The organism is Brucella rhizosphaerae (assembly GCF_002252475.1).
Classification (GTDB): domain Bacteria; phylum Pseudomonadota; class Alphaproteobacteria; order Rhizobiales; family Rhizobiaceae; genus Brucella; species Brucella rhizosphaerae.
Genome location: NZ_NNRK01000026.1, coordinates 96,745 through 117,316, shown reverse-complemented (window position 1 = coordinate 117,316; position 20,572 = coordinate 96,745). Strand labels below are relative to the sequence as shown.

Here is a 20,572-nt window from a genome sequence, read left to right as displayed (position 1 = left end):
CGGGCGCACGTCTGTCGGTGAACATTCATACCCGGTTTAAAGGGCTAATTATCACTTAGCTGCTTCGCTGCCGTCACTGGACGCAGCATGCGGATGACTGTGGTGGAAATGAGCCAGATCGGCTTCAATCTTTTCAAGAAGCTTATTGCGCACCATGTCATAGCCAACTTCGACTGCCGAGCAGAAACCTTCAGCGGTGGCACCGCCATGGCTTTTGATCACAACGCCGCTCATGCCGAGCAACACGCCACCATTCACTTTGTTCGGGTCCATCTTTTCGCGAACGCGGTCAAATGCGCCCTTTGCAAAAATATATCCGATCTTCGCAAGCCATGTGCGTGTCATCGCCTGACGGAGGAGTGTTGCCATCTGTCGTGCCGTGCCTTCGGCAGTTTTCAGGGAAACATTCCCCGTAAAGCCTTCCGTCACGACCACATCGACGGTACCTTTTCCGATATCGTTGCCTTCAACAAAACCGGTATATTGCAATCCCTCGAGCGGGGTATCGCGCAGAATTTGTGCGGCTTCCTTGATCTCGTCGAGGCCTTTGACCTCTTCTGTTCCAACATTGAGGAGACCAACCGTCGGCTTGCGTATCTCGAAAAGCGCGCGCGCCATTCCGGCACCCATCACAGCATAATCCACCAGCTGACGTGCATCGGCACCGATGGTCGCACCCACGTCCAGGACAACGCTTTCGCCGCGCAAAGTCGGCCAGATGGCAGCTATGGCCGGGCGCTCGACATCAGAGAGCATGCGCAGGCAGAATTTTGACATAGCCATCAGCGCGCCGGTATTTCCGGCTGAAACACAGACATCAGCATCGCCGGTCTTTACGGCTTCAATCGCTTGCCACATGGAAGATTTACCACGACCAGAGCGAAGTGCCTGACTTGGCTTATCATCCATTTTAACGGCGACTTGACTGGCGCGGAACTCGGATGCGGCCTGCAGTTTGGGATAACGCGCCAATACAGGCTCAACCTGACCGGCCAGCCCGAAAAAGATGAACCGGATGTCAGGATGGCGTTCAAGTGCCTTCGCCGCGCCGGGGATGACCACTTCTGGGCCAAAATCACCGCCCATGGCGTCAATCGAAATTTTTATCACTATTAATTATTCCTGTGCGATCCCTTTCCCCAATCCTGCCTGTCTGAAAGCAGAGGGGTTTTCCGCGAAAATAGTGTTTTTCCGGTCGTGCACAACCAGATTCTCTCAAGCATCAGTTAAATCACGGCTTATTCTGCCATTCTGAAAGCTTGGCAAAAGGCGAATCAGGCTTCTCTTCCTCTTCCACATCACCGAAAACAGCGGGTTCGGCATCCGCCGGCAGGCCCGGCTTGCGTGGATATGGATCAAGTGCCAGTTCAAAAAACTCTTCGGCAACAGCACCAATATCAATTTTATCGCCCACAAACGTCTCTGGAATATCTGCACCTTCAGCATCCAGCAGCAATTCGCCGCTTTCATCGAGCTGGATTTTAGCAAGGCGAGAATTTTCCGGCACGAAAATCGTGTCCACTTCCTCAGCGATGGTCGCATTGATCGGCTCCAGCGTCACAACGCAAGACTGCACGATTTCTGCATTGATGGTGCCACGCAGGCGAATGCCGTTCTTTTTCCACTGGGTTAGAAGAAACTCAGCATCAAACGAATTCACAGCCCGAAGACCATGTTCGGCTGCCAATGCTGCTTTCTCCCTGTCATTGGTCCCGATCTTCACTGTCAAGCCCTTCTGGGGCAGGTGAAGAACCGGAACGGGATAGGTCAGCGCCGATTTGTCAGTCATTCTCATTTGCCTTTTTTGTACTATCAATGGGCGTAAACATCATTTCGTCCGCATCCATAAAGGATATGTCGCCCGCTGCCAAAGCACTGTCTTCAGTTTTTGCCAACCGATCACGGCACGCAAATACATATTCACTCAGATAGTGAGCATGCGGCCAGAATTCGAGATCAGGCCGGATATTTCGCGTCAAAGCGATTGCCAACCCATTTTTGTCATCGGCGTCCAGCGCAGTTCCATACGAGCTGACACGCCCGTAAAACATCCGCGCAAGCTTCTTCATGCGCTTGGGAACGCCTTGATCACCGATTCCCAATTCTCGCAATGAATGATCTACATCCTTGAAAAATTCGTCTGCGATGTCCTGCGCAAGCGGCATCAGCACCGAATTTTCACCCTTCATGCGATGAAGGGACAGAAAAATATGAACCGAAAGCATCTCATAACGACCTAAAGGCGTATCAGGCACTTGAAATTGTGCATAAAAACGCTTTTGCCGCGCCGCCGCCACGATCATCTCGTAAACGCGAAGCACAACTGTCTCATTAGCTTTTGATTTGCGGCGAAAAAGTCGAAGAATCATTCCCGTACGACCGTACTTGTTGCATCCAGAAGCAAGGTGGTTTACCGAAGTTCTCCCGACGGCGAAAGTGCCGCGCTGATATAGAATGTATGGAGAGGTCTTTGTTGCAGCGAATTTTCCTAAGCGCACGCAAACAGCGTGCCCTTCTCGCAGGCACAGCAATTCTCTTTTCGGCGGCTCTCGTCGGATGCAACACTGCATCCACGCTAAACCCGTCGGAAACGCTTACAGAGGGTTATGTGCTCGATCAGGAGGCACTTGATTCGGTTCCGGTTGGCTCCAGCCGTGAACAGGTGCTTCTCGCGCTCGGTACGCCGTCGACCACGGCGACGTTTGACAATGAAGTGTTTTATTACATTTCGCAGAAGCGCTACCGTGCGGCACAGTTCATGAAGCCGAAGATTGTCGACCGACACATTCTTGCGATTTACTTCGACAAGGACGGCAAGGTTCAGAATATCGCCAATTACGGCCTCCAGGATGGCAAGCTGTTCGATTTCGTGTCGCGCACGACTCCAACCGGCGGCAAGGACCAGACCTTTATCGGTCAGATCATTCAGGGTGTTGGCAAGGCTCCGACATCGTTGCCAGGTGCTGCAGGCGGCGCAAACAACTGATCTGTCACCAGATTCAAAAAAGCCCCGGAAAATTCCGGGGCTTTTTTATTACAGTGACTTGCGTCAGGCCATATGGGCCAGCACTGCCAGCAACAAGAGCGCCACGATGTTGGTTATCTTGATGGCCGGATTGACCGCTGGGCCTGCCGTATCCTTGTAAGGATCGCCCACCGTATCGCCGGTTACAGAAGCTTTGTGCGCTTCTGACCCCTTCATATGCTTGACACCATCAGCATCGGTAAAGCCGTCTTCGAAGCTTTTCTTGGCATTATCCCACGCACCACCACCGGAAGTCATGGATATGGCCACGAACAGTCCGTTGATGATGACACCCAGGAGCGACGCACCAAGTGCCGCAAAAGCCGCAGCTTTTGAACCTGAAATCAGCAGCACACCGAAATAGACCACGAGCGGGGCCAGAACCGGCAGAAGTGACGGAATAATCATTTCACGGATTGCCGCCTTGGTCAGAAGATCGACCGCCCGCGCATAGTCCGGACGTTCTTCACCCGTCATGATTCCGGGCTTTTCACGGAACTGGCGTCGCACCTCCTGCACCACGGCACTCCCTGCCCGGCCAACTGCCGTCATCGCCATACCGCCAAACAGATATGGAATGAGTCCGCCGAAGATCAAACCAGCCACGACATACGGGTTGGATAGTTCAAACGACACTGGCCCCATATCAGCAAAATACGGGTATGTTTGTCCGTTTGCAGCAAAGTATGCCAGATCATTGGAGTATGCGGCAAACAGCACCAGAGCACCCAACCCCGCCGAACCAATTGCATAGCCCTTGGTAACGGCCTTGGTCGTATTACCAACCGCATCGAGTGCATCGGTTGATTTGCGGACTTCCGGGTCGAGACCGGCCATTTCCGCAATGCCACCAGCATTGTCGGTTACTGGGCCAAAAGCGTCGAGCGCAACAATCATACCGGCAATGCCCAGCATGGCCGTCACGGCGATTGCAGTGCCGAACAAGCCTGCCAGCTGGTAGGTGCCGATAATGCCACCCACAATGACAATTGCAGGCAGAGCGGTCGATTCAAGCGAAACAGCCAATCCCTGAATGACGTTTGTGCCATGGCCGGTAACTGAAGCCTGTGCGATGGAATTGACCGGGCGTTTGTTGGTGCCGGTATAATATTCGGTAATCACCACGATCAGGCCTGTGACGATCAGTCCGATGATGCCGCAGATAAAGAGATTGGTGCCTGTAATCGACATTCCTGCAACGATGCCGATTTCACCCCAACCAATTGTCAGCGTGTTGGCAACTGCCAAGCCCACGATGGACAGAAGCCCTGTTGCGATGAGGCCTTTGTAAAGGGCGCCCATGATCGAGCCATTGACGCCAAGCTTCACAAAGAATGTGCCTGCAATCGAGGTCAGCACACACGCGCCGCAGATTGCCAGCGGATAGAGCATCACGCTGGAAAGCACATCAGACCCGTTGAAGAAGATCGCAGCCAGCACCATTGTCGCAACAACAGTAACCGCGTAGGTTTCAAACAAATCTGCTGCCATGCCTGCACAGTCGCCAACATTGTCTCCCACATTATCGGCAATAGTTGCGGGATTGCGCGGATCATCTTCGGGAATGCCAGCTTCAACCTTGCCGACCAGATCGCCGCCGACATCGGCACCTTTGGTGAAGATACCGCCGCCCAGTCGTGCGAAGATCGAAATCAGTGAAGCACCAAACCCGAGCGCCACAAGCGCGTCAATCACCGTACGATCGGACGGCATATAGCCCATCCAGACGGTCAGAATGAAATAATAGACAGACACACCGAGCAGCGCGAGACCGGCGACAAGCATGCCGGTAATAGCACCGGACTTAAAAGCCAGTTCCAGTCCGCCTGCAAGGCTCAAAGAAGCGGCCTGCGCGGTCCGTACGTTTGCACGGACAGAAACATGCATACCGATAAATCCGGTCAACCCGGAGAGAATAGCCCCTATGAGAAAGCCGATACCGGCGGTAATCGACAGCAGATACCAGACTGCCAGAAAGACGACGACGCCAACTAGGGCGATCGTGGAATATTGTCGTGTGAGGTAAGCGGACGCGCCTTCACGGATAGCGCCGGCGATTTCCTGCATACGCGGCGTGCCCTGATCGGCCGCAAGCACTGAGCGGATCGCCCATGCGGCAAAAAGAACGGAAACGACACCGCAGGCAATGACGAGAAGAAGAACTCCAATTCCCATTTAGGCCAACTCCCATTGAGCTCGCGCCAGCCACAAGCAGATCGCTCACAGTAGAGTTGCGATTACCTGCACACATCGGCGCATAAAAGACCCGAAAACCCCTCTCCGGGCCAGGACTGGCGGCATGGAAGTGCCTGAAACCGACTATTAACCGGGCTTCAGCGGCTAGTTCTTATTTGTTTGTAGTTCTCGAAACATCTGCCTGAAATCAAATAATTGGCAGACGTTTCTGCATTTCAGCATTCTCAATGCCGCAGGCTCAACATGCGGAAGCTGTCTGCAAAGGTCAAGCCGTAGTTTAGAGCGCTGAAAGCTCTAATAAAATCAGATCGGCGCTCTGATACCAACAAACCAAAAAGGCTGCGATTTCTCGCAGCCTTTTTCAGTTCTAGTGATCTGTTGATAATTACTTGCCGCGTGGCTTAGTACCACGGCTTTCACCGCGGAGCTCAAAAGCAAGACGATCAAGCACAGCATTGACCAGTTTAGGCTCGTCTTCCGTGTAGAAAGCCTTCGCAATATCCACATATTCCGAAACAATCACTGCAGTCGGCACATCTTTGCGGGTCTTCAATTCCCATGCACCGGCACGCAGGATAGCGCGCAACGTCGAATCGAGACGCGAAAGCGGCCAGTCTTCGGTCAGTGCATGATGGATCAGCGGATCCAGCGTAAGCTGATTATCGACAACACCGGCAACAATACCGCGGAACCATTGCGGATCGGCATCGAGATATTGCATGCCGTCCACTTCCTTGCCGAGACGATGGGCTTCGTACTCGGCAACGACTTCCATAACGCCCGTACCGGCAACATCCATCTGATAAAGCGCCTGTACGGCGGCCAAACGGGCAACGCCACGCTTATTTGCAGATCGGGGCGCGTTCGGTGCGGAACGGCCTTCAGAAGAAGAAGTCATCGTCTCAGGCTCCGAATTTCTTACGCAGATCAATCATGGTCAGGGCTGCGCGGGCAGCAAAGCCGCCCTTGTCCTTGTCTTCACGACGCGCACGCACCCATGCCTGCTCGTCGTTTTCTACAGTAAGGATACCATTGCCGATTGCGAGGCCTTCCTCAACCGCAAGATCGGTCAGGGCGCGGCAGGATTCGTTGGCAACAATATCGAAATGATAGGTTTCACCCCGGATGACCGTGCCGAGTGCTACATAGCCATCATACTCGGTACCGCCATTTTCGGCACCATCAAGAGCAAAAGAAATAGTCGCAGGCACTTCAAGCGCGCCGGGAACTGTCACAACATCATAAGTTGCGCCAGCCGCATCGAGAGCTGCCTTCGCGCCATCGAGAAGCGCATCGGACAAATCCTCGTAAAAACGCGCTTCGACAATGAGCAGGTGCGGCGCATGCGCCTCGTGCTGGGACATGAGAAACTCCATGACAGAAATCGCGGACCGCAAACCTGCGGTCAACGCTAAATTCAGAAAATAGCTTAGGGTTCTTAGGCTCTAAGCTTATTTCTGATATTGCGCAAGCCTTGCCGCGTAACGTGCAAGCTGATCGATCTCAATATTGATCTTGTCACCCGCTTTGCGATCACCCCAGGTTGTCACTTCCAGCGAGTGGCGAATGAGCAGAACATCGAATTCACTTCCATTCACACCGTTGACCGTCAGTGATGTGCCATCAAGCGCTACGGAACCCTTCTGAGCGATAAAGGGCGCAAGCTCTTCGGGTGCACGCAAGGTGAAACGAACTGCATCGCCCTCATCCTTACGCTCAACGATTTCCGCCTGCCCGTCGACATGGCCAGACACCAGATGCCCACCCATTTCGTCGCCAAGCTTGAGCGAGCGTTCAAGATTAATCCGCGTGCCGCTTTCCCATTTTGAAATGGTGGTCAGGCGAAGGGCTTCTTCCCATGCTTCAACTTCAAACCAACGGGCATTTGTTCCTTTTTCTGGCAGAGCGACCACCGTGAGACAGACACCGGAACAAGAAATCGATGCACCAAGCTCTATGGTTTCTGGATCGTAAGCGGTTTCGATACGCAACAGCACACCTTCATTGAGCGGCTTGATACGATCCACTTTGCCAATGTCGGTGACAATACCTGTAAACATCAACTCTTCCTTACATATTCCGCATAAGCATCGTTGCCGTAGTGCGCCTCGCGCAAAATTACGAATTCACTAGCGATATGGGATTGCAGATCCGTGACAGCAACCCCGTTTGTTGAACCTATTTCAACCGGGGAACGGAAAAGAACAATCCGATCTACGAGCTTTTCTTCCAGAAAGCTTTTTGCGATCCCTGCTCCACCCTCAACAAGCACAGAGGAAATACCCTGTGCTGCGAGATCGTCCATCAGCTCCGGCAGAGCAATCCGCCCATCATGACTTTCCGTCGCAACAATACGGCAACCGGCCGCCTGCATTTCGTAGCGCCGCTCAGGAGGCGCATCTTCCCCGCAGGCAATCCACAACGGCTGCACTTCCGCCGTCTTGACCAGCTTCGATGAGAGCGGAAGCCGCAATGCGCTATCGAGCACGATGCGCACGGGCGAACGCTGTTCGAGCCCGGGTAAGCGGCAATTCAGAACTGGGTCATCAGCGAGAGCCGTATCAATACCAATCAGGATCACATCAGTCTGTGAACGTAAGATGTGCGATTGCGCACGCGACATTGGACCGGTAATTGCGACCTGTCCCTGCCCCTTTTTACCGATCATCCCATCGGCAGAAAGTGCAAGTTTCAGAATCACTTCCGGGCGTTTTTTAGAAGATCGATTCAGATAGCCGGCGAGATCGTCCGCAGCCTTATCGGAAAGTATGCCTGGCACGACTTCGATGCCTGCTTCACGCAATATGGCAAAGCCTTTTCCGCTCACTCGCTCATCAGGATCAGTCGCAGCAACGAATACACGTGCAACACCAGCACGCACCAATGCTTCCGCACAAGGTGGTGTGCGACCGTGATGGGCACATGGTTCAAGCGACACGTAAGCAGTTGCTCCGCGTGCGGCTTCACCAGCATCCGCCAGCGCTTGCGGCTCCGCATGAGGTCGCCCGCCAACCGCAGTTACACCGCGCCCGACAATAATGCCGTCCTTGACGATAATAGTACCAACCGAAGGATTAGTTCCCGTCAGGCCTTTGTTGCGGCGCGCATAGCGAATAGTCGCGTCCATGAAACGGAGGTCATCGGATGTCACTTTGGCATGCGGGAATTCTAAGCGGCTCATATTATGCGTCCGGATCGCGTTCATTCTCGATCGTTGTCAGTTCATCAATCACATTGTGGAAATCAACGGCCTTGCTGAAGTTACGATAAACCGAAGCAAAGCGGATATAGGCAATATCGTCGACGCCCTTAAGCGCGTCCATCGCCAGCCGGCCAATTTCATCCGACGTCACTTCCGCCTCGCCAGAACTCTCAAGCTGCCGCACGATACCGGAAATAGCGCGTTCGATGCGTTCAATATCCACATCACGCTTGCGCAAAGCCACATCAATGGAGCGGGTAAGCTTGTTGCGATCAAAAGGAACACGGCGACCGCTTTTTTTGACGACCATCAGATCACGCAGCTGCACGCGTTCAAAGGTCGTAAATCGCCCACCACAAACCGAACAGACGCGACGCCTGCGAATAACCGCACCGTCTTCCGCCGGTCGGGAATCTTTCACTTGAGTGTCTTCAAATTGGCAATAAGGACAACGCATGGCACTCTTTCAACTTACTATTACACATGTCGCAATCGCAAAACGGCTGCGTACTTGGGCCTGAGACATGCATCAGAGCGCCGTGCACCCTCTTGGGCGCACAAAGGACGCTCTAAACTATTGGATCTACGCATCGTGCTTTCCAAAAACCAAATCCGACTTTTGGGCCGATGCTGTAGACAGACTGATTCCTGCCGATCATAGCGCATCCCCACAAAGCTGCATAATCGTCACAGAAACGAAAAAGCCCCGCTCAACAAGGTTGAGCGGGGCTTCAGCAATTTGTGAATGATTATCCCTGATAATCATACATAGGGAAGCGGTCAGTCAGCGAAACGACCTTGTTCTTGACGGCCTGCTCTACCGCTGAATTGCCTTCGTCGGAATTGGCAACCTTGAGACCATCCAGAACTTCCGCGATCAGCGAACCGATTTCCTTGAATTCGGCGGCGCCAAAACCACGGGTCGTACCGGCTGGTGTACCAAGACGAACGCCCGATGTTACGAATGGCTTTTCAGGGTCAAACGGAATGCCGTTCTTGTTGCAGGTGATGTTCGCACGGCCAAGAGCAGATTCAGCACGCTTGCCGGTGGCATTTTTTGGACGCAGATCAACCAGCATCAGGTGATTGTCAGTACCACCGGAAACGATATCGAGGCCATGTGACTTCAGTTCGTCTGAAAGTGTACGGGCATTATCGACAACATTCTTGGCATAGATCTTGAATTCTGGCTTCAGCGCTTCGGCAAAGGCAACCGCCTTACCAGCGATGACATGCATCAGAGGTCCGCCCTGCAGACCCGGGAAAACAGCCGAATTAAACTTTTTAGCAAGATCAGCGTCGTTGGTGAGGATCATACCACCACGTGGGCCGCGAAGCGACTTATGGGTCGTCGTAGTGCAAACATGGGCATGTGGAATTGGCGACGGGTGTACGCCACCGGCAACCAGACCCGCGATGTGGGCCATGTCGACCATCAGATATGCGCCAACTTCATCAGCGATTTCACGGAAGCGCTTCCAGTCCCAGATACGGGAATAGGCAGTACCACCAGCAAGAATCAGCTTTGGCTTGTTTTCGCGTGCAAGGCGGGCAACTTCATCCATATCGAGAAGATGATCATCTTCGCGCACGCCATAGGAAACAACGTTGAACCACTTGCCCGACATGTTGACTGGCGAACCGTGCGTCAAGTGACCACCGGAATTGAGGTCGAGGCCCATGAATGTGTCGCCCGGCTGCAAGAGCGCCAGAAACACAGCCTGGTTCATCTGGCTGCCGGAGTTTGGCTGAACGTTTGCAAATTCTGCACCAAAAAGCTTCTTGGCGCGTTCGATTGCCAATTCTTCCACGACGTCGACATACTGGCAGCCGCCATAGTAGCGCTTGCCCGGATAGCCTTCGGCATATTTGTTGGTAAGAATCGAGCCCTGAGCTTCAAGAACGGCACGTGAAACGATGTTCTCGGAAGCGATCAGCTCAATTTCATGACGCTGGCGACCGAGTTCGTTGCGAATTGCGCCGAAAATTTCGGCATCAACTTCTTCAAGGCTTGCATTGAAGAAAGCATCCGAGAACGCATTCTTGGCGGAATTGGCTTGCGACATGTTTCACACCCTCCGGTTTAGCCGGTCATAGCTATATGAGATGAGGCGCATTATCACACTTCGATTGGCAAGGCCAATGGCGCTTAAGCGAAAAGCATGTTCCAAAATGCGGCATGACGTAGCCAAAGAGCGTTTCAGGAGCCAACCTGCCGTAATCACTCGTTCTGTTTTTAATTTTGCGTATGTCTTTTTACGGAAAAGCTGTTCCCGCTTTTTCGAGATGCGCTTGAATGTCCACAAACAAAAAAAGCCGTCTGGAACGGGTCCAGACGGCTTTTAAAGCATGAATTCAGATCAGGTATCGGTGCCGAGCGCCAATGCGGTCGCGCCATCCATCTTGTAGATATCGTCGCGGAACTGCACCACTCCATCACCTGTTGACCAGGCAGTGACATAGACGAAATGCAACGGCACAGGATCAACCACCTGGATCGGTGTATTAACGCCTGATTTAATGGTGTTTTCGATATTCTGGCGATCCCAGCCCGCAGTGTTCTTCAACAGCCAGACATCCAGGTCACGAACATTCTGTACGCGGACGCAACCCGACGAATCGAAGCGCATGAGCTTGTTGAAATAGCTCTGCTGCGGTGTGTCATGCATATAGACCGCATGCTGATTGTGGAAATTGATCTTCGTCGACGACATCGCGTTGATCTTGCCCGGATCCTGGCGGAACATCAGCTTGACTGCATCATCCGTGTTCCAGTCAACGCTTTCCGGCGGAACTTCCTGACCCTGCGCGTTGTAAAGGCGGATCTTGTTGTTTGCCAGATATTGTGGGTTTTTCCGCATCAGCGGAATAATATCCTTCTGGATGATCGACTTCGGCGCGGTCCAGTAAGGATTGAGAATGACTTCGTGAATCTTGGATTCGAGAATAGGCGTCTGACGGTCGATCTTACCGACAACTGCGGTGTGGCGCTGTGCGACGTTGCCGCTTTCTACTGCCTCGATACGGGCAGCCGGAATATTGACCATCACAAAGCGCTGCTCAGACTGACTGGCAGCAGCCATGCCTGACAGGCGCTGAAGGTTGGTTTGCAGCTGTCCAAGACGCGTATTGGCGTCCACATTCATCGCCGCATAGGTAAACTGACCCATAACGCCATCGGCTGGCAAGCCATGACGCGATTGGAAGCGCTTCACGGCTGCATCGACATAGGTGTCGAACGCGCCCGAAACGCCTGCTTCACGCGGAAGGTCGCCGGAAACGATAAGGCGCTGACGCAAAGCCTGTACGGACGGTGCATTCACACCTAGTTGCAATTTTGCATTACCGGGAACTGATGGCCAGCCTCCACGACCTGCAATATCGGTATACTGAGCAATCGCAGACTGAACATTACCAACCGTCTGCTGGCTGAGAACCGGTTGATTGGTTGCAACTTTCTGACCACCTGTCGCGCGGGCATCAAACTGGTCATCCCAGTTGCCACGGCGCGGTGCGGCAAGAATATCATTCAAAGCCTGCTGCTGAGCAAAGGCTGCTGGAACCATTGCGGAGGCAGCGACGGTAAGACCGGCAGTTGCTGCACCACGCAGAAAGCTGCGACGACCTACATTGAAAGCTTCGGCATTCTTGTCGGTTTTGGTCATTGTTTTGGTCCCAAAGGCTAACCGGTTGCGCTCAGATGCGTCGCATCTGCAGATAGCTCTAAATAATGCGCTGTATATATTCGCTTATGTCGATTTTTATGGCTTATTCATGTCGCGGAGCCCGGATTTCAAGTCAGGACTTGCTTAAATAGCTCGCAATCATGGAGTTCACCGCATATATCGCGCCAATTGTGACCGTTCTGCAACAACCTTTTGAAGCAGCGCCAGTTAAGTTTCAAACGAGCATCGCGCTTTGGCTGGAAATACTGAGAGCAATTAGAGCCTGTAAGCGATGCTGTCGTTCCAGAAACGATCCAGACGCTGAAGCGAACGGTTCATTGCGGTAAATTCTTCCACCTGAATACCGCCGACCTGCTCAATGGAAGCGATATGGCGCTGATAAAGAGCCTGTACCTGATCAGCGATCTCATTTCCCTTATCGGTCAGGCTCACACGGACCGAACGACGGTCAGTGCTGGAGCGTTCATGATGAATAAAGCCCATCTCGACCAGCTTTTTGAGATTATAAGAGACGTTCGAGCCCAGGTAATAACCGCGCGAACGCAACTCGCCCGCCGTCAATTCTGAATTGCCGATATTGAACAGGAGCAGCGCCTGCGTTGCATTGATATCGCTGCGGCCATTGCGGTCGAACTCATCCTTGATGACATCAAGCAGGCGGCGATGTAGACGCTCAACCAGCTGCAGAGCTTCGAGATAAAGCGTGCGCAGGGCGGCTTCGGGATTCAAAAGCGGAGCAGATGCATCCATTCTGTGCTGTGCATTGATCATTTCTTTTGCCTCTCTGTCGGAGCAACCTTTCATGAGGCCGCTCTCTTTGTCCTGTTTTATGCGGTGTATTTTCTCACCGTTCATGAGAGGACTTTAGGCGAGATGCATAAAATTCGAATTAAAAGTCAGCCTTAACAGCAGCTTACCAAGGGAAATGCAGTTTCAGGCTTAATGTTCTATTACTAGTGGGTTGAATTTGACGTTTGATGCCCGACTGACATACATGCTGTTTCAAAAGTAAAACTCGAAAAATCCACTGGATTCATACACTTGCTAGTGGTCATTCAGATTTCGACATTTGCTCAACGCTTGTCATTGATGGGTTCAAATGTCGGAATCGGACCACGAGGCCGTTATTTCAGCTGGCCATTCCCATGCGTGGTCCCAAGCGTGACAGCCGTCTTTTCTCTAGGAAAAGCACAACGCGAAAAATGATATAGATAAGAATACAAACCGCATTAAAGCCAACGGTAATCGGCTTGTATTCGAAGTGGCGCGCAAAGACGGAATAGATGGCGATTTCACCAATTGCCGCAACAAACCACAATACAGCCCCCCATGGCGCGCGCATCCATAGGCCAGTTGCTGCAACCGGCATGAGAAGAGCAAGTGCCACGGATGCCGTTTGCCACTGCCATGGCATGAGATCGAAGCGCCACAGCAGTCCCGGCTGAATACCGATCAGCTTTATCCAGTAGAAAACACCACTGGCCAGAGCAGCCAAGGCGATCATCCGCATGAACCAGACAAAAGACCATTCAGCGCCAGTGGGCTGTATATGCTGGTGCAGTTCATCCTGACGCATCAAAAGCTCAGTTCCCTCTCGCCAAGATTTGCAAAATACGCATTCACCAATTCCGGTTTCACATCTTCGATTGAAGCAGGGTTCCAGGCAGGAGCTCCATCCTTGTCGATAAGGACGGCCCGCACGCCTTCGTAGAAATCATGTGCCTCAAGCATACGCGATGCAATGCGATACTCCATCCGCATACAATCATCCAGATCAAGCGCCCGACCATCCGCAATCTGGCGAAACGAGACCGCGACACTTGTAGGAGAACGGGTTGCGAGAACAGTCAGAATATCGGTCGCAGGCTTGCTGCCACCCGCGGCTGACTTTTCAAGTGCTGCGACACATTCAGCAAGTGTTGCATGTGCAAAGCTTGCCTCAATCAATTGTCGAGTTTCCACAGGCGTTTCAAAATCCGGATACTGACAACGCGCCAATGCCGCGTCAACGTCGGCCGTCGCTATCAGATCATCACGAAGATCATCAAGGTCATTAACAGCAATAGCATGGGTGGCGATACCGCTTTGCAGGCAATCCCCCCAGCGAATACGGTTTCCGGTCAGCGCCAGATAATATCCAAAATTGTCATGCAGATGCGGAAGGAAGGCGCTTCCACCCACATCCGGAAAAAAGCCAATTCCGGTTTCCGGCATTGCGAAAAGCGTGCTTTCAGTCACGATACGATGCGAACCATGCACCGAAATGCCTGCGCCACCGCCCATTACAATACCGTTCAACAACGAAATATAGGGCTTCGGAAAACGTCCGATACGCGCATTGAGGCGGTATTCATCGCGGAAAAAATCAAAAGCGGGCGTACCCTCCTGCCCGGCTTTGTAGGCTGCCACCACATCGCCACCGGCACAGAAGGCGCGACCCTCACCTTCAAGAATCACGCAGGCAACGTCCGGGTCTGTTTCCCAGGCCTGAAGGGCGCGGTCGAGCGCAAGAATCATATTATGCGTGAGCGCATTGAGCGCAGATACGCGCGTCAGCGTGACGATTCCTGCCTTGCCCTTGCGCTCAAAGCCGATTTCGCTGCCACCACCGAAGTCAATCTGCATGTCATCATCTCCCGTTTGATTAGTGCGGTTCCAGTTAAGACTGAATCGTTGAAACCACTCTGATCATTCCTTCTTGCGCATTGTCCTACGCAAAACCGCTACGCACCTTTGCTGGAAATGTTTTAATGGGTAGAAAGTGAGAAGCCCCGCGTCAATCCTGCACAGGCCATTGTGCTTGGTTTAGGCGCTTTTCCCGTGATAAACCGTCCACATCTGATAACAAGCTTCCGAACCGTTAGATTCCCAAGCTTTCTTCTCTCGGGAACGTGTCCATGACTGATCGTTTATCCAACATTTCTCCAGCCAACATTTCAGGTCACGTTGATGACGTGACAGGTGGCCGCCGCCTGCGCCGCATGCGCAAGGCCGATTGGTCGCGAAGACTGGTGCAGGAAACCCATCTGACGGTAAACGATCTGATCCTGCCATTCTTCCTTACCTATGGAACCGGCGTTAGCGAACCCGTTGATGCCATGCCCGGTGTGGAACGCTATTCCGTAGACATGGCCGTACGCATGGCCGAGAAGGCTGCGAAGCTTGGTATTCCGGCGATTGCGCCCTTCCCGCGAGAAAAGGCCGAAGTGAAAACCGAAGACGGCTCGTTTGTTGCAAGCCCGGACAATCTGATCAATCGCGCTGTTCGTGCGATCAAGAAGGAAGTGCCGGAAATCGGCATCATCACCGATGCTGCACTCGATCCATTCACGACCCATGGTCACGATGGCATTTTACGCAACGGCGAAATCATAAATGATGAGTCGGTGGCGATGGTGGTTCGGGGTGCGCTTGCTCAGGCTGAAGCGGGTGCGGATGTCATTGCTCCTTCCGACATGATGGATGGCCGCATTGGTGCGATCCGTCAGGCCCTGGATGAACATGGCTTTAACCACATACCGATCATGTCCTATGCGACCAAGTTCGCTTCCGCTTTCTATGGCCCTTATCGTGATGCGATCGGCACCTCCGGTCTGCTTAAGGGTGATAAGAAGACCTATTACATTGATCCTGCAAACCCCGATGAAGCAGTGCGCGAAGCTGAACAGGATGTAGCCGAAGGCGCCGACATGCTGATGGTCAAGCCCGGCATGCCTTATCTCGATATTATCCATCGTCTGAAAAACACTTTCCGCCTGCCGACCTATGCCTATCAGGTGTCGGGCGAGTATTCGATGATCAAAGCTGCCGGCATAAACGGCTGGATCGACGAAGAAAAAGTCATGATGGAAAGCTTGCTCGCGTTTAAACGCGCTGGCTGTGACGGCATCCTGACTTATTTTGCGATGGAAGTGGCTGAAAAGCTCCGGGGCGAGCGCTAAGCGCCAGAAATCGCTATTTCCTTGAAATAGTCTTTTTCATTCACCACTTTGGTAACTGTTCCGCAGAGTGCGGAGCGGCGGGCGGTTTTATTTTTCCGTACGTTTCTCGTTTTAATGACTGGAAGGGACAATGTCCGACCATATTCTGCACGGCGAAATAATGGGGCCGCGTTACGAAAGCCGCGCTTTTTTTGAAGGCGTACGCACGCGCCGCATCATGGCTTTCCTCATCGATTACGTGATTGTATTTTTGCTCTGCATTCCAGTCGCAATCGTGATCTTTATTCTTGGTATTATCACGCTCTCTTTGGGATGGGCGCTTTACGCCATCATGTTCCCAGTCGTCGCGCTATTTTACATATCGCGCACGTTAGGCGGCCCGCAGCAGGCCACCAAGGGCATGCAGATGATGAATATCAAGCTGGTACGTCTTGAGGGCGGCATGGTCGACCCGATGCTGGCAATCGTGCACTCAGTTCTGTTCTGGGGCCTGAATGTTGTACTTACTCCGCTGATCCTGCTTGCCACTCTGGTAACTGACCGCAAGCGCGCAGCACATGATCTTTTGCTTGGAACCGCAGTGATCCGTTCGGATCGATAAACCAAGCATCAAAAAAATTCAGGGCCGGCTGTGCAGAATGTCTATTGACGTTTTGTGCAGCCGGCTCAATCTTTAGGCTCAGTATATATCGTGATGGTTCCGGTATTGCCGTTTCGTGGATATTGAATGACCCATCAACCGCAACAGTCTCCGCAGTTCTTTCTAACGGCTCCATCGCCCTGCCCTTATCTTGAGGGTCAGCTGGAGCGGAAAGTTTTCACGCATCTTGTTGGCGATAAAGCCAGCGAGATCAATGATCTGCTGACCCAAGGCGGCTTTCGCCGCTCTCAGAACATCGCCTATCGGCCCGCTTGCGAATTGTGCCGCGCATGTGTTTCGGTCCGTATCCTGACGGGCGAGTTCGAAATGAACCGGAGCATGCGTCGGGTCTGGCACCACAATCGTGACCTGATTGGCCGCCAGCACAAGGCGCAGCCGAGCACCGAGCAATACGCACTCTTTCGCGATTATCTCGATGCCCGCCATCATTCCGGCGGCATGTCCGATATGACCGTTCTCGATTACGCGATGATGGTGGAAGATACGCACGTCAACACGCAGATCATCGAATATCGCAGGCGTGGGCCGGATAGCTTTATCAGCGCAAAAGGTGATGGTGAACTTGTCGCCGTCGCCTTGACCGATGTGATGGCTGATGGCCTGTCGATGGTCTATTCGTTCTTCTCGCCCCATATGCACGAACGTTCTCTCGGCACATTCATGATCCTCGACCATATTCAGCGCGCACGCGCTGCCGGCCTGCCTCATGTCTATCTTGGCTATTGGGTCGAAGGCTCACAGAAGATGCAGTATAAGGTCCGCTTCAAGCCTCAGGAGCATTTGGGCCCACGCGGCTGGCAACGGTTTGAAGGCTAGAGGTCTGAGCAATTCAGACTTAACGAAAGCCGCGCTCAGTTCACCAGCCGCTTTTCCATAGGATAAGATAATTGGCCAGCGCGCCAAAGCTGCGGCTCTCCAATCTGCACATATCCCATATTCTGATAAAAGCGACGTGCCGTGCCGGTACTCACCAGCTGGGCAACCGTCACGCCAATTTCGCGCAAATGTTCTTCCATAGCCAGCATGACAGCCTTGCTCACACCACGAAAGCGAAAATCGGGGGACACGTAATTGAGCAGAATTTTCCCGCCGCTGGAGACTTGCCCCACCCCCGCAATATTGCCGTCGATCTCCACCACCACGGTTAGCTGGAGCGGTGCCGTGATCCAGTGGTGAATATTTTCAGGCGTCTTATTGGCAAGCCAGGCTGAGAGAATGTCATCCCGCTCTTTGTGATCCTCGACACACAGCTCAGCAATCGAACGTCTTATCGCATCGCAGATAGGGTCGACATCATCGGCTCGTGCTGGTCTGATCTGCAAGCGTAAGCTCCTTCTGCATCAAAACAGATGCCCAGAAGAATAGAGCCTAACGCCTTCAGTATCGCCCCCTATTTTTAGAGCGCCTATCTGATTGAATCAAATCGGCGCTCTAATCGTTTGTTTTTACACACTATCCAGTACAAAGCCGCTTCGCGTGGTGACTGGAAATATTTTAAAATTTGCCCGAACGCGGGAAGCCCTTTGGCACAACACGCCCTGCTGAAGCACGGGCCGCAATCCATTCAGCCAGCTCTTCCTTGCTTCGATTGAAGGTGCGTTCCGCCGAATCCTGCCATGACAATCCATCCGCAATCGCAAAAGTGCGGACGTCGGACACACCGCCGTCCTTGTACTTTTGCAAACGCACGCCCTTGCCGCGTGTCATTTCCGGTATTTCGGAAAGCGGGAACACCACCATCTTGCGATTCTCACCCACAACCGCAATGTGATCGCCAGAGATGCGCTGGCAAAGCTTTGTCTCGTCCGGCACTTTCACATTCATCACCTGCTTACCCTTGCGGGTATTGGCGACAGCCTCATTTTCCGGAACGATAAAACCATTACCCTCGTGAGAAACGAGAAGAAGCCTGGCAGAAGGATCATGCACAAAGGCCGTGAGAATATCCTGATCGTTTTCCATATCGACCAGAATACGGATCGGCTCGCCATGACCACGACCGCCTGGGAGCGTATTCGCGCCAATAGTGAAGAACTTGCCGCCTGTCGTGACCAACAGAATCTTGTCTGTCGTCTCCGCATGGAAAGCGAGCTTGAGTTTGTCACCCTCCTTGAAGGCGAGGGTGGAGAAATCGGCCAAATGGCCTTTCATTGCACGTAGCCAGCCTTTTTCGGACACCACAATGGTCACCGGCTCGCGTTCAATCATCGCCTGATGAATGTCTTCGAGATCATGGGTTGGCGCTTCAGCAAAGGTACTGCGACGTTTGCCCAATTTGGTGGCCGGACCAAATTTTTCGCGCACGGCCTTGATCTCGGCACTGATCTTCTTCCACTGGCGAGTACCGGAGGCAAGCAACCCCTCGATATCTGCCTTTTCAGATGTCAGACCATCGAATTCTTTACGGATTTCAAACTCTTCAAGCTTGCGCAACGAACGCAAGCGCATGTTGAGAATGGCTTCGGCCTGAGTATCCGTCAGATCGAAGAACCGCATCAATTCCTGCTTCGGCTCATCCTCCTCACGAATAATCCGGATGACTTCATCGAGATTAAGATATGCCTTCAGGAAACCACCAAGGATTTCAAGGCGTCTCTCTATTTCAGCCAGACGGAACTCGGAGCGGCGAACCAGCACTTCCTTGCGGTGTTCCAGCCATTCACGCAGCACGCCGCCAAGCGAAAGCACGTTTGGCACCTTGCCGTGCGAGAGAACGTTCATGTTGAGCGAAACACGGTTTTCAAGCTCGGTCAGCTTGAAAAGCGATTCCATCAGCAGTTCAGGATCGACTGTGCGGTTCTTGGGTTCAAGAACAACACGGATATCTTCCGCAGACTCGTCGCGAATGTCATCCAGCAACGGCAGCTTCTTTGCCAGCAGCAGCTCTGCGATCTTCTCAATCAAACGCGACTTCTGAACCTGATAAGGAATCTCGGTGACCACAATAACCCACGTACCGCGATTGCCTTCTTCCTTGTGCCAGCGTGCACGCGCACGGAAAGAACCGCGCCCGGTGCGATAGGCTTCAACGATGTTGGCGTGATCCTCAACCAGAATGCCGCCTGTCGGGAAATCGGGGCCGCGTACCTTGCACTTGAGAAGTGCTGCCGGATCGCTCTCCGCTTCCTTCTTCAACTCTTCCCATTGCGCAGGCGACGTGATGAGTTCTTCTACCGGCGCATCAGGATGATTGATGAGATAAAGGGCTGCGGAGCAAAGCTCCGCCACATTATGCGGCGGAATATTTGTGGCCATGCCAACGGCGATACCTGCCGAGCCATTGGCGAGAAGATTCGGGAACGCACCCGGAAGAACGATAGGTTCTTCGTCTTCTTCGTTATAGGTCGGACGGAAGTCGATGGCGTTTTCGGTAATGCCTTCAAGAAGCAGCGTTGCCACTTCAGTCATACGTGCTTCGGTATAACGCATCGCAGCAGCGTTATCGCCATCGATATTGCCGAAGTTGCCCTGTCCATCGACAAGCGGATAGCGCACGGCAAAATCCTGCGCGAGACGGACCAGTGCGTCATAGATCGAAGCATCGCCGTGTGGATGGAACTTACCCATCACATCGCCGACAATACGCGCACATTTCGCATAGGCCTGATCGGGATTGAGCCGCAACAAACGCATGGCGTGCATGATGCGCCGATGCACCGGCTTCAGCCCATCGCGGACGTCAGGAAGCGCACGATGCATGATCGTGGACAGCGCATAAGCGAGGTAGCGCTCCTCGAGGGCTGACTTGAGATCGACCCGTTCGATGTGTTCTTCGCCGTCGCCCGGCGGAATCAGACTTTTACCCATGCTTCTCAGTACCAATTGCGCGATTCGTCAGCAAGTAGCGATGAGAACCAATCC

The 20,572-nt window shown here is 53.0% G+C and carries 20 protein-coding genes; 4 read left to right on the top strand and 16 right to left on the bottom strand.

Features of this window, described 5'->3' with window-relative positions:
• Positions 1-51: 51 nt before the first annotated feature.
• The 3 genes from plsX to CEV32_RS09835 form a co-directional block, all read right to left on the bottom strand.
• A complete protein-coding gene (gene plsX / locus CEV32_RS09845) occupies positions 52-1,110 on the bottom strand; it encodes a phosphate acyltransferase PlsX (RefSeq protein WP_094576704.1) in 1,059 nt (352 codons plus the stop codon).
• A gap of 121 nt (positions 1,111-1,231) precedes the next feature.
• Positions 1,232-1,789 carry a YceD family protein gene (locus CEV32_RS09840; RefSeq protein ID WP_094576702.1) on the bottom strand — a complete coding sequence of 186 codons (558 nt, stop codon included), beginning with the start codon at positions 1,787-1,789 and terminating at the stop codon, positions 1,232-1,234.
• Entirely contained in the window at positions 1,782-2,369 is a 588-nt protein-coding gene (locus CEV32_RS09835) for a ubiquinol-cytochrome C chaperone family protein (RefSeq protein ID WP_094576700.1), read from the bottom strand. The genes CEV32_RS09840 and CEV32_RS09835 overlap by 8 nt, the downstream gene beginning before the upstream one ends.
• Positions 2,370-2,470: 101 nt before the next feature.
• Between CEV32_RS09835 and CEV32_RS09830 the strand changes: the two genes are divergently transcribed.
• A complete protein-coding gene (locus CEV32_RS09830) occupies positions 2,471-2,986 on the top strand; it encodes an outer membrane protein assembly factor BamE (protein WP_094576698.1) in 516 nt (171 codons plus the stop codon).
• 63 nt (positions 2,987-3,049) lie between these two features.
• Here the strand turns inward: CEV32_RS09830 and CEV32_RS09825 are convergent, their stop codons facing one another.
• The 11 genes from CEV32_RS09825 to CEV32_RS09775 all read right to left on the bottom strand — a co-directional run bounded on the left by CEV32_RS09825 (position 3,050) and on the right by CEV32_RS09775 (position 14,734).
• The gene (locus CEV32_RS09825) at positions 3,050-5,200 is read right to left on the bottom strand and encodes a sodium-translocating pyrophosphatase (RefSeq protein WP_094576696.1); all 2,151 of its coding nucleotides are present in this window, start codon (positions 5,198-5,200) and stop codon (positions 3,050-3,052) included.
• A 406-nt stretch (positions 5,201-5,606) separates the two neighbouring features.
• On the bottom strand, positions 5,607-6,119 hold the full coding sequence (nusB, locus tag CEV32_RS09820; protein WP_024897423.1) for a transcription antitermination factor NusB: 513 nt from the start codon (positions 6,117-6,119) through the stop codon (positions 5,607-5,609).
• A gap of 4 nt (positions 6,120-6,123) precedes the next feature.
• A complete protein-coding gene (locus CEV32_RS09815) occupies positions 6,124-6,585 on the bottom strand; it encodes a 6,7-dimethyl-8-ribityllumazine synthase (protein ID WP_094576694.1) in 462 nt (153 codons plus the stop codon).
• An 87-nt stretch (positions 6,586-6,672) separates the two neighbouring features.
• Positions 6,673-7,281, bottom strand: coding sequence for a riboflavin synthase (locus tag CEV32_RS09810; protein ID WP_094576692.1), 609 nt, complete (start codon positions 7,279-7,281; stop codon positions 6,673-6,675).
• Positions 7,281-8,402 (bottom strand): bifunctional diaminohydroxyphosphoribosylaminopyrimidine deaminase/5-amino-6-(5-phosphoribosylamino)uracil reductase RibD, encoded by a 1,122-nt coding sequence (gene ribD / locus CEV32_RS09805; RefSeq protein WP_094576690.1) that lies wholly within the window; start codon positions 8,400-8,402, stop codon positions 7,281-7,283. Before ribD ends, CEV32_RS09810 begins: the two co-directional genes overlap by 1 nt.
• Position 8,403: 1 nt before the next feature.
• Positions 8,404-8,880: a transcriptional regulator NrdR gene (nrdR, locus tag CEV32_RS09800; protein WP_094576688.1), complete on the bottom strand. Its 477-nt coding sequence runs from the start codon at positions 8,878-8,880 to the stop codon at positions 8,404-8,406.
• A gap of 292 nt (positions 8,881-9,172) precedes the next feature.
• Positions 9,173-10,489 carry a serine hydroxymethyltransferase gene (glyA, locus tag CEV32_RS09795; RefSeq protein ID WP_094576686.1) on the bottom strand — a complete coding sequence of 439 codons (1,317 nt, stop codon included), beginning with the start codon at positions 10,487-10,489 and terminating at the stop codon, positions 9,173-9,175.
• Between the two features lie 294 nt (positions 10,490-10,783).
• Entirely contained in the window at positions 10,784-12,088 is a 1,305-nt protein-coding gene (locus CEV32_RS09790) for a L,D-transpeptidase family protein (RefSeq protein ID WP_094576684.1), read from the bottom strand.
• Positions 12,089-12,364: 276 nt separating this feature from the next.
• Positions 12,365-12,880 (bottom strand): transcriptional regulator LdtR, encoded by a 516-nt coding sequence (ldtR, locus tag CEV32_RS09785; protein ID WP_024897416.1) that lies wholly within the window; start codon positions 12,878-12,880, stop codon positions 12,365-12,367.
• Between the two features lie 358 nt (positions 12,881-13,238).
• The gene (locus CEV32_RS09780) at positions 13,239-13,685 is read right to left on the bottom strand and encodes a DUF6163 family protein (RefSeq protein WP_094576682.1); all 447 of its coding nucleotides are present in this window, start codon (positions 13,683-13,685) and stop codon (positions 13,239-13,241) included.
• A complete protein-coding gene (locus CEV32_RS09775) occupies positions 13,685-14,734 on the bottom strand; it encodes an enoyl-CoA hydratase/isomerase family protein (RefSeq protein ID WP_094576680.1) in 1,050 nt (349 codons plus the stop codon). Before CEV32_RS09775 ends, CEV32_RS09780 begins: the two co-directional genes overlap by 1 nt.
• A 272-nt stretch (positions 14,735-15,006) precedes the next feature.
• Between CEV32_RS09775 and hemB the strand changes: the two genes are divergently transcribed.
• From hemB to CEV32_RS09760, 3 genes are all read left to right on the top strand, one after another.
• Positions 15,007-16,050: a porphobilinogen synthase gene (gene hemB / locus CEV32_RS09770; RefSeq protein WP_094576678.1), complete on the top strand. Its 1,044-nt coding sequence runs from the start codon at positions 15,007-15,009 to the stop codon at positions 16,048-16,050.
• Positions 16,051-16,180: 130 nt separating this feature from the next.
• A complete protein-coding gene (locus CEV32_RS09765; protein ID WP_094576676.1) occupies positions 16,181-16,651 on the top strand; it encodes an RDD family protein in 471 nt (156 codons plus the stop codon).
• A 126-nt stretch (positions 16,652-16,777) separates the two neighbouring features.
• Positions 16,778-17,527 carry an arginyltransferase gene (locus tag CEV32_RS09760; protein WP_094576674.1) on the top strand — a complete coding sequence of 250 codons (750 nt, stop codon included), beginning with the start codon at positions 16,778-16,780 and terminating at the stop codon, positions 17,525-17,527.
• 35 nt (positions 17,528-17,562) lie between these two features.
• Here CEV32_RS09760 and CEV32_RS09755 read toward each other — a convergent pair whose 3' ends face one another.
• Positions 17,563-18,033 carry a GNAT family N-acetyltransferase gene (locus CEV32_RS09755; RefSeq protein WP_094576672.1) on the bottom strand — a complete coding sequence of 157 codons (471 nt, stop codon included), beginning with the start codon at positions 18,031-18,033 and terminating at the stop codon, positions 17,563-17,565.
• 172 nt (positions 18,034-18,205) lie between these two features.
• Positions 18,206-20,518, bottom strand: coding sequence for a DNA topoisomerase IV subunit A (locus tag CEV32_RS09750; protein ID WP_094576670.1), 2,313 nt, complete (start codon positions 20,516-20,518; stop codon positions 18,206-18,208).
• Positions 20,519-20,572: the final 54 nt, after the last annotated feature.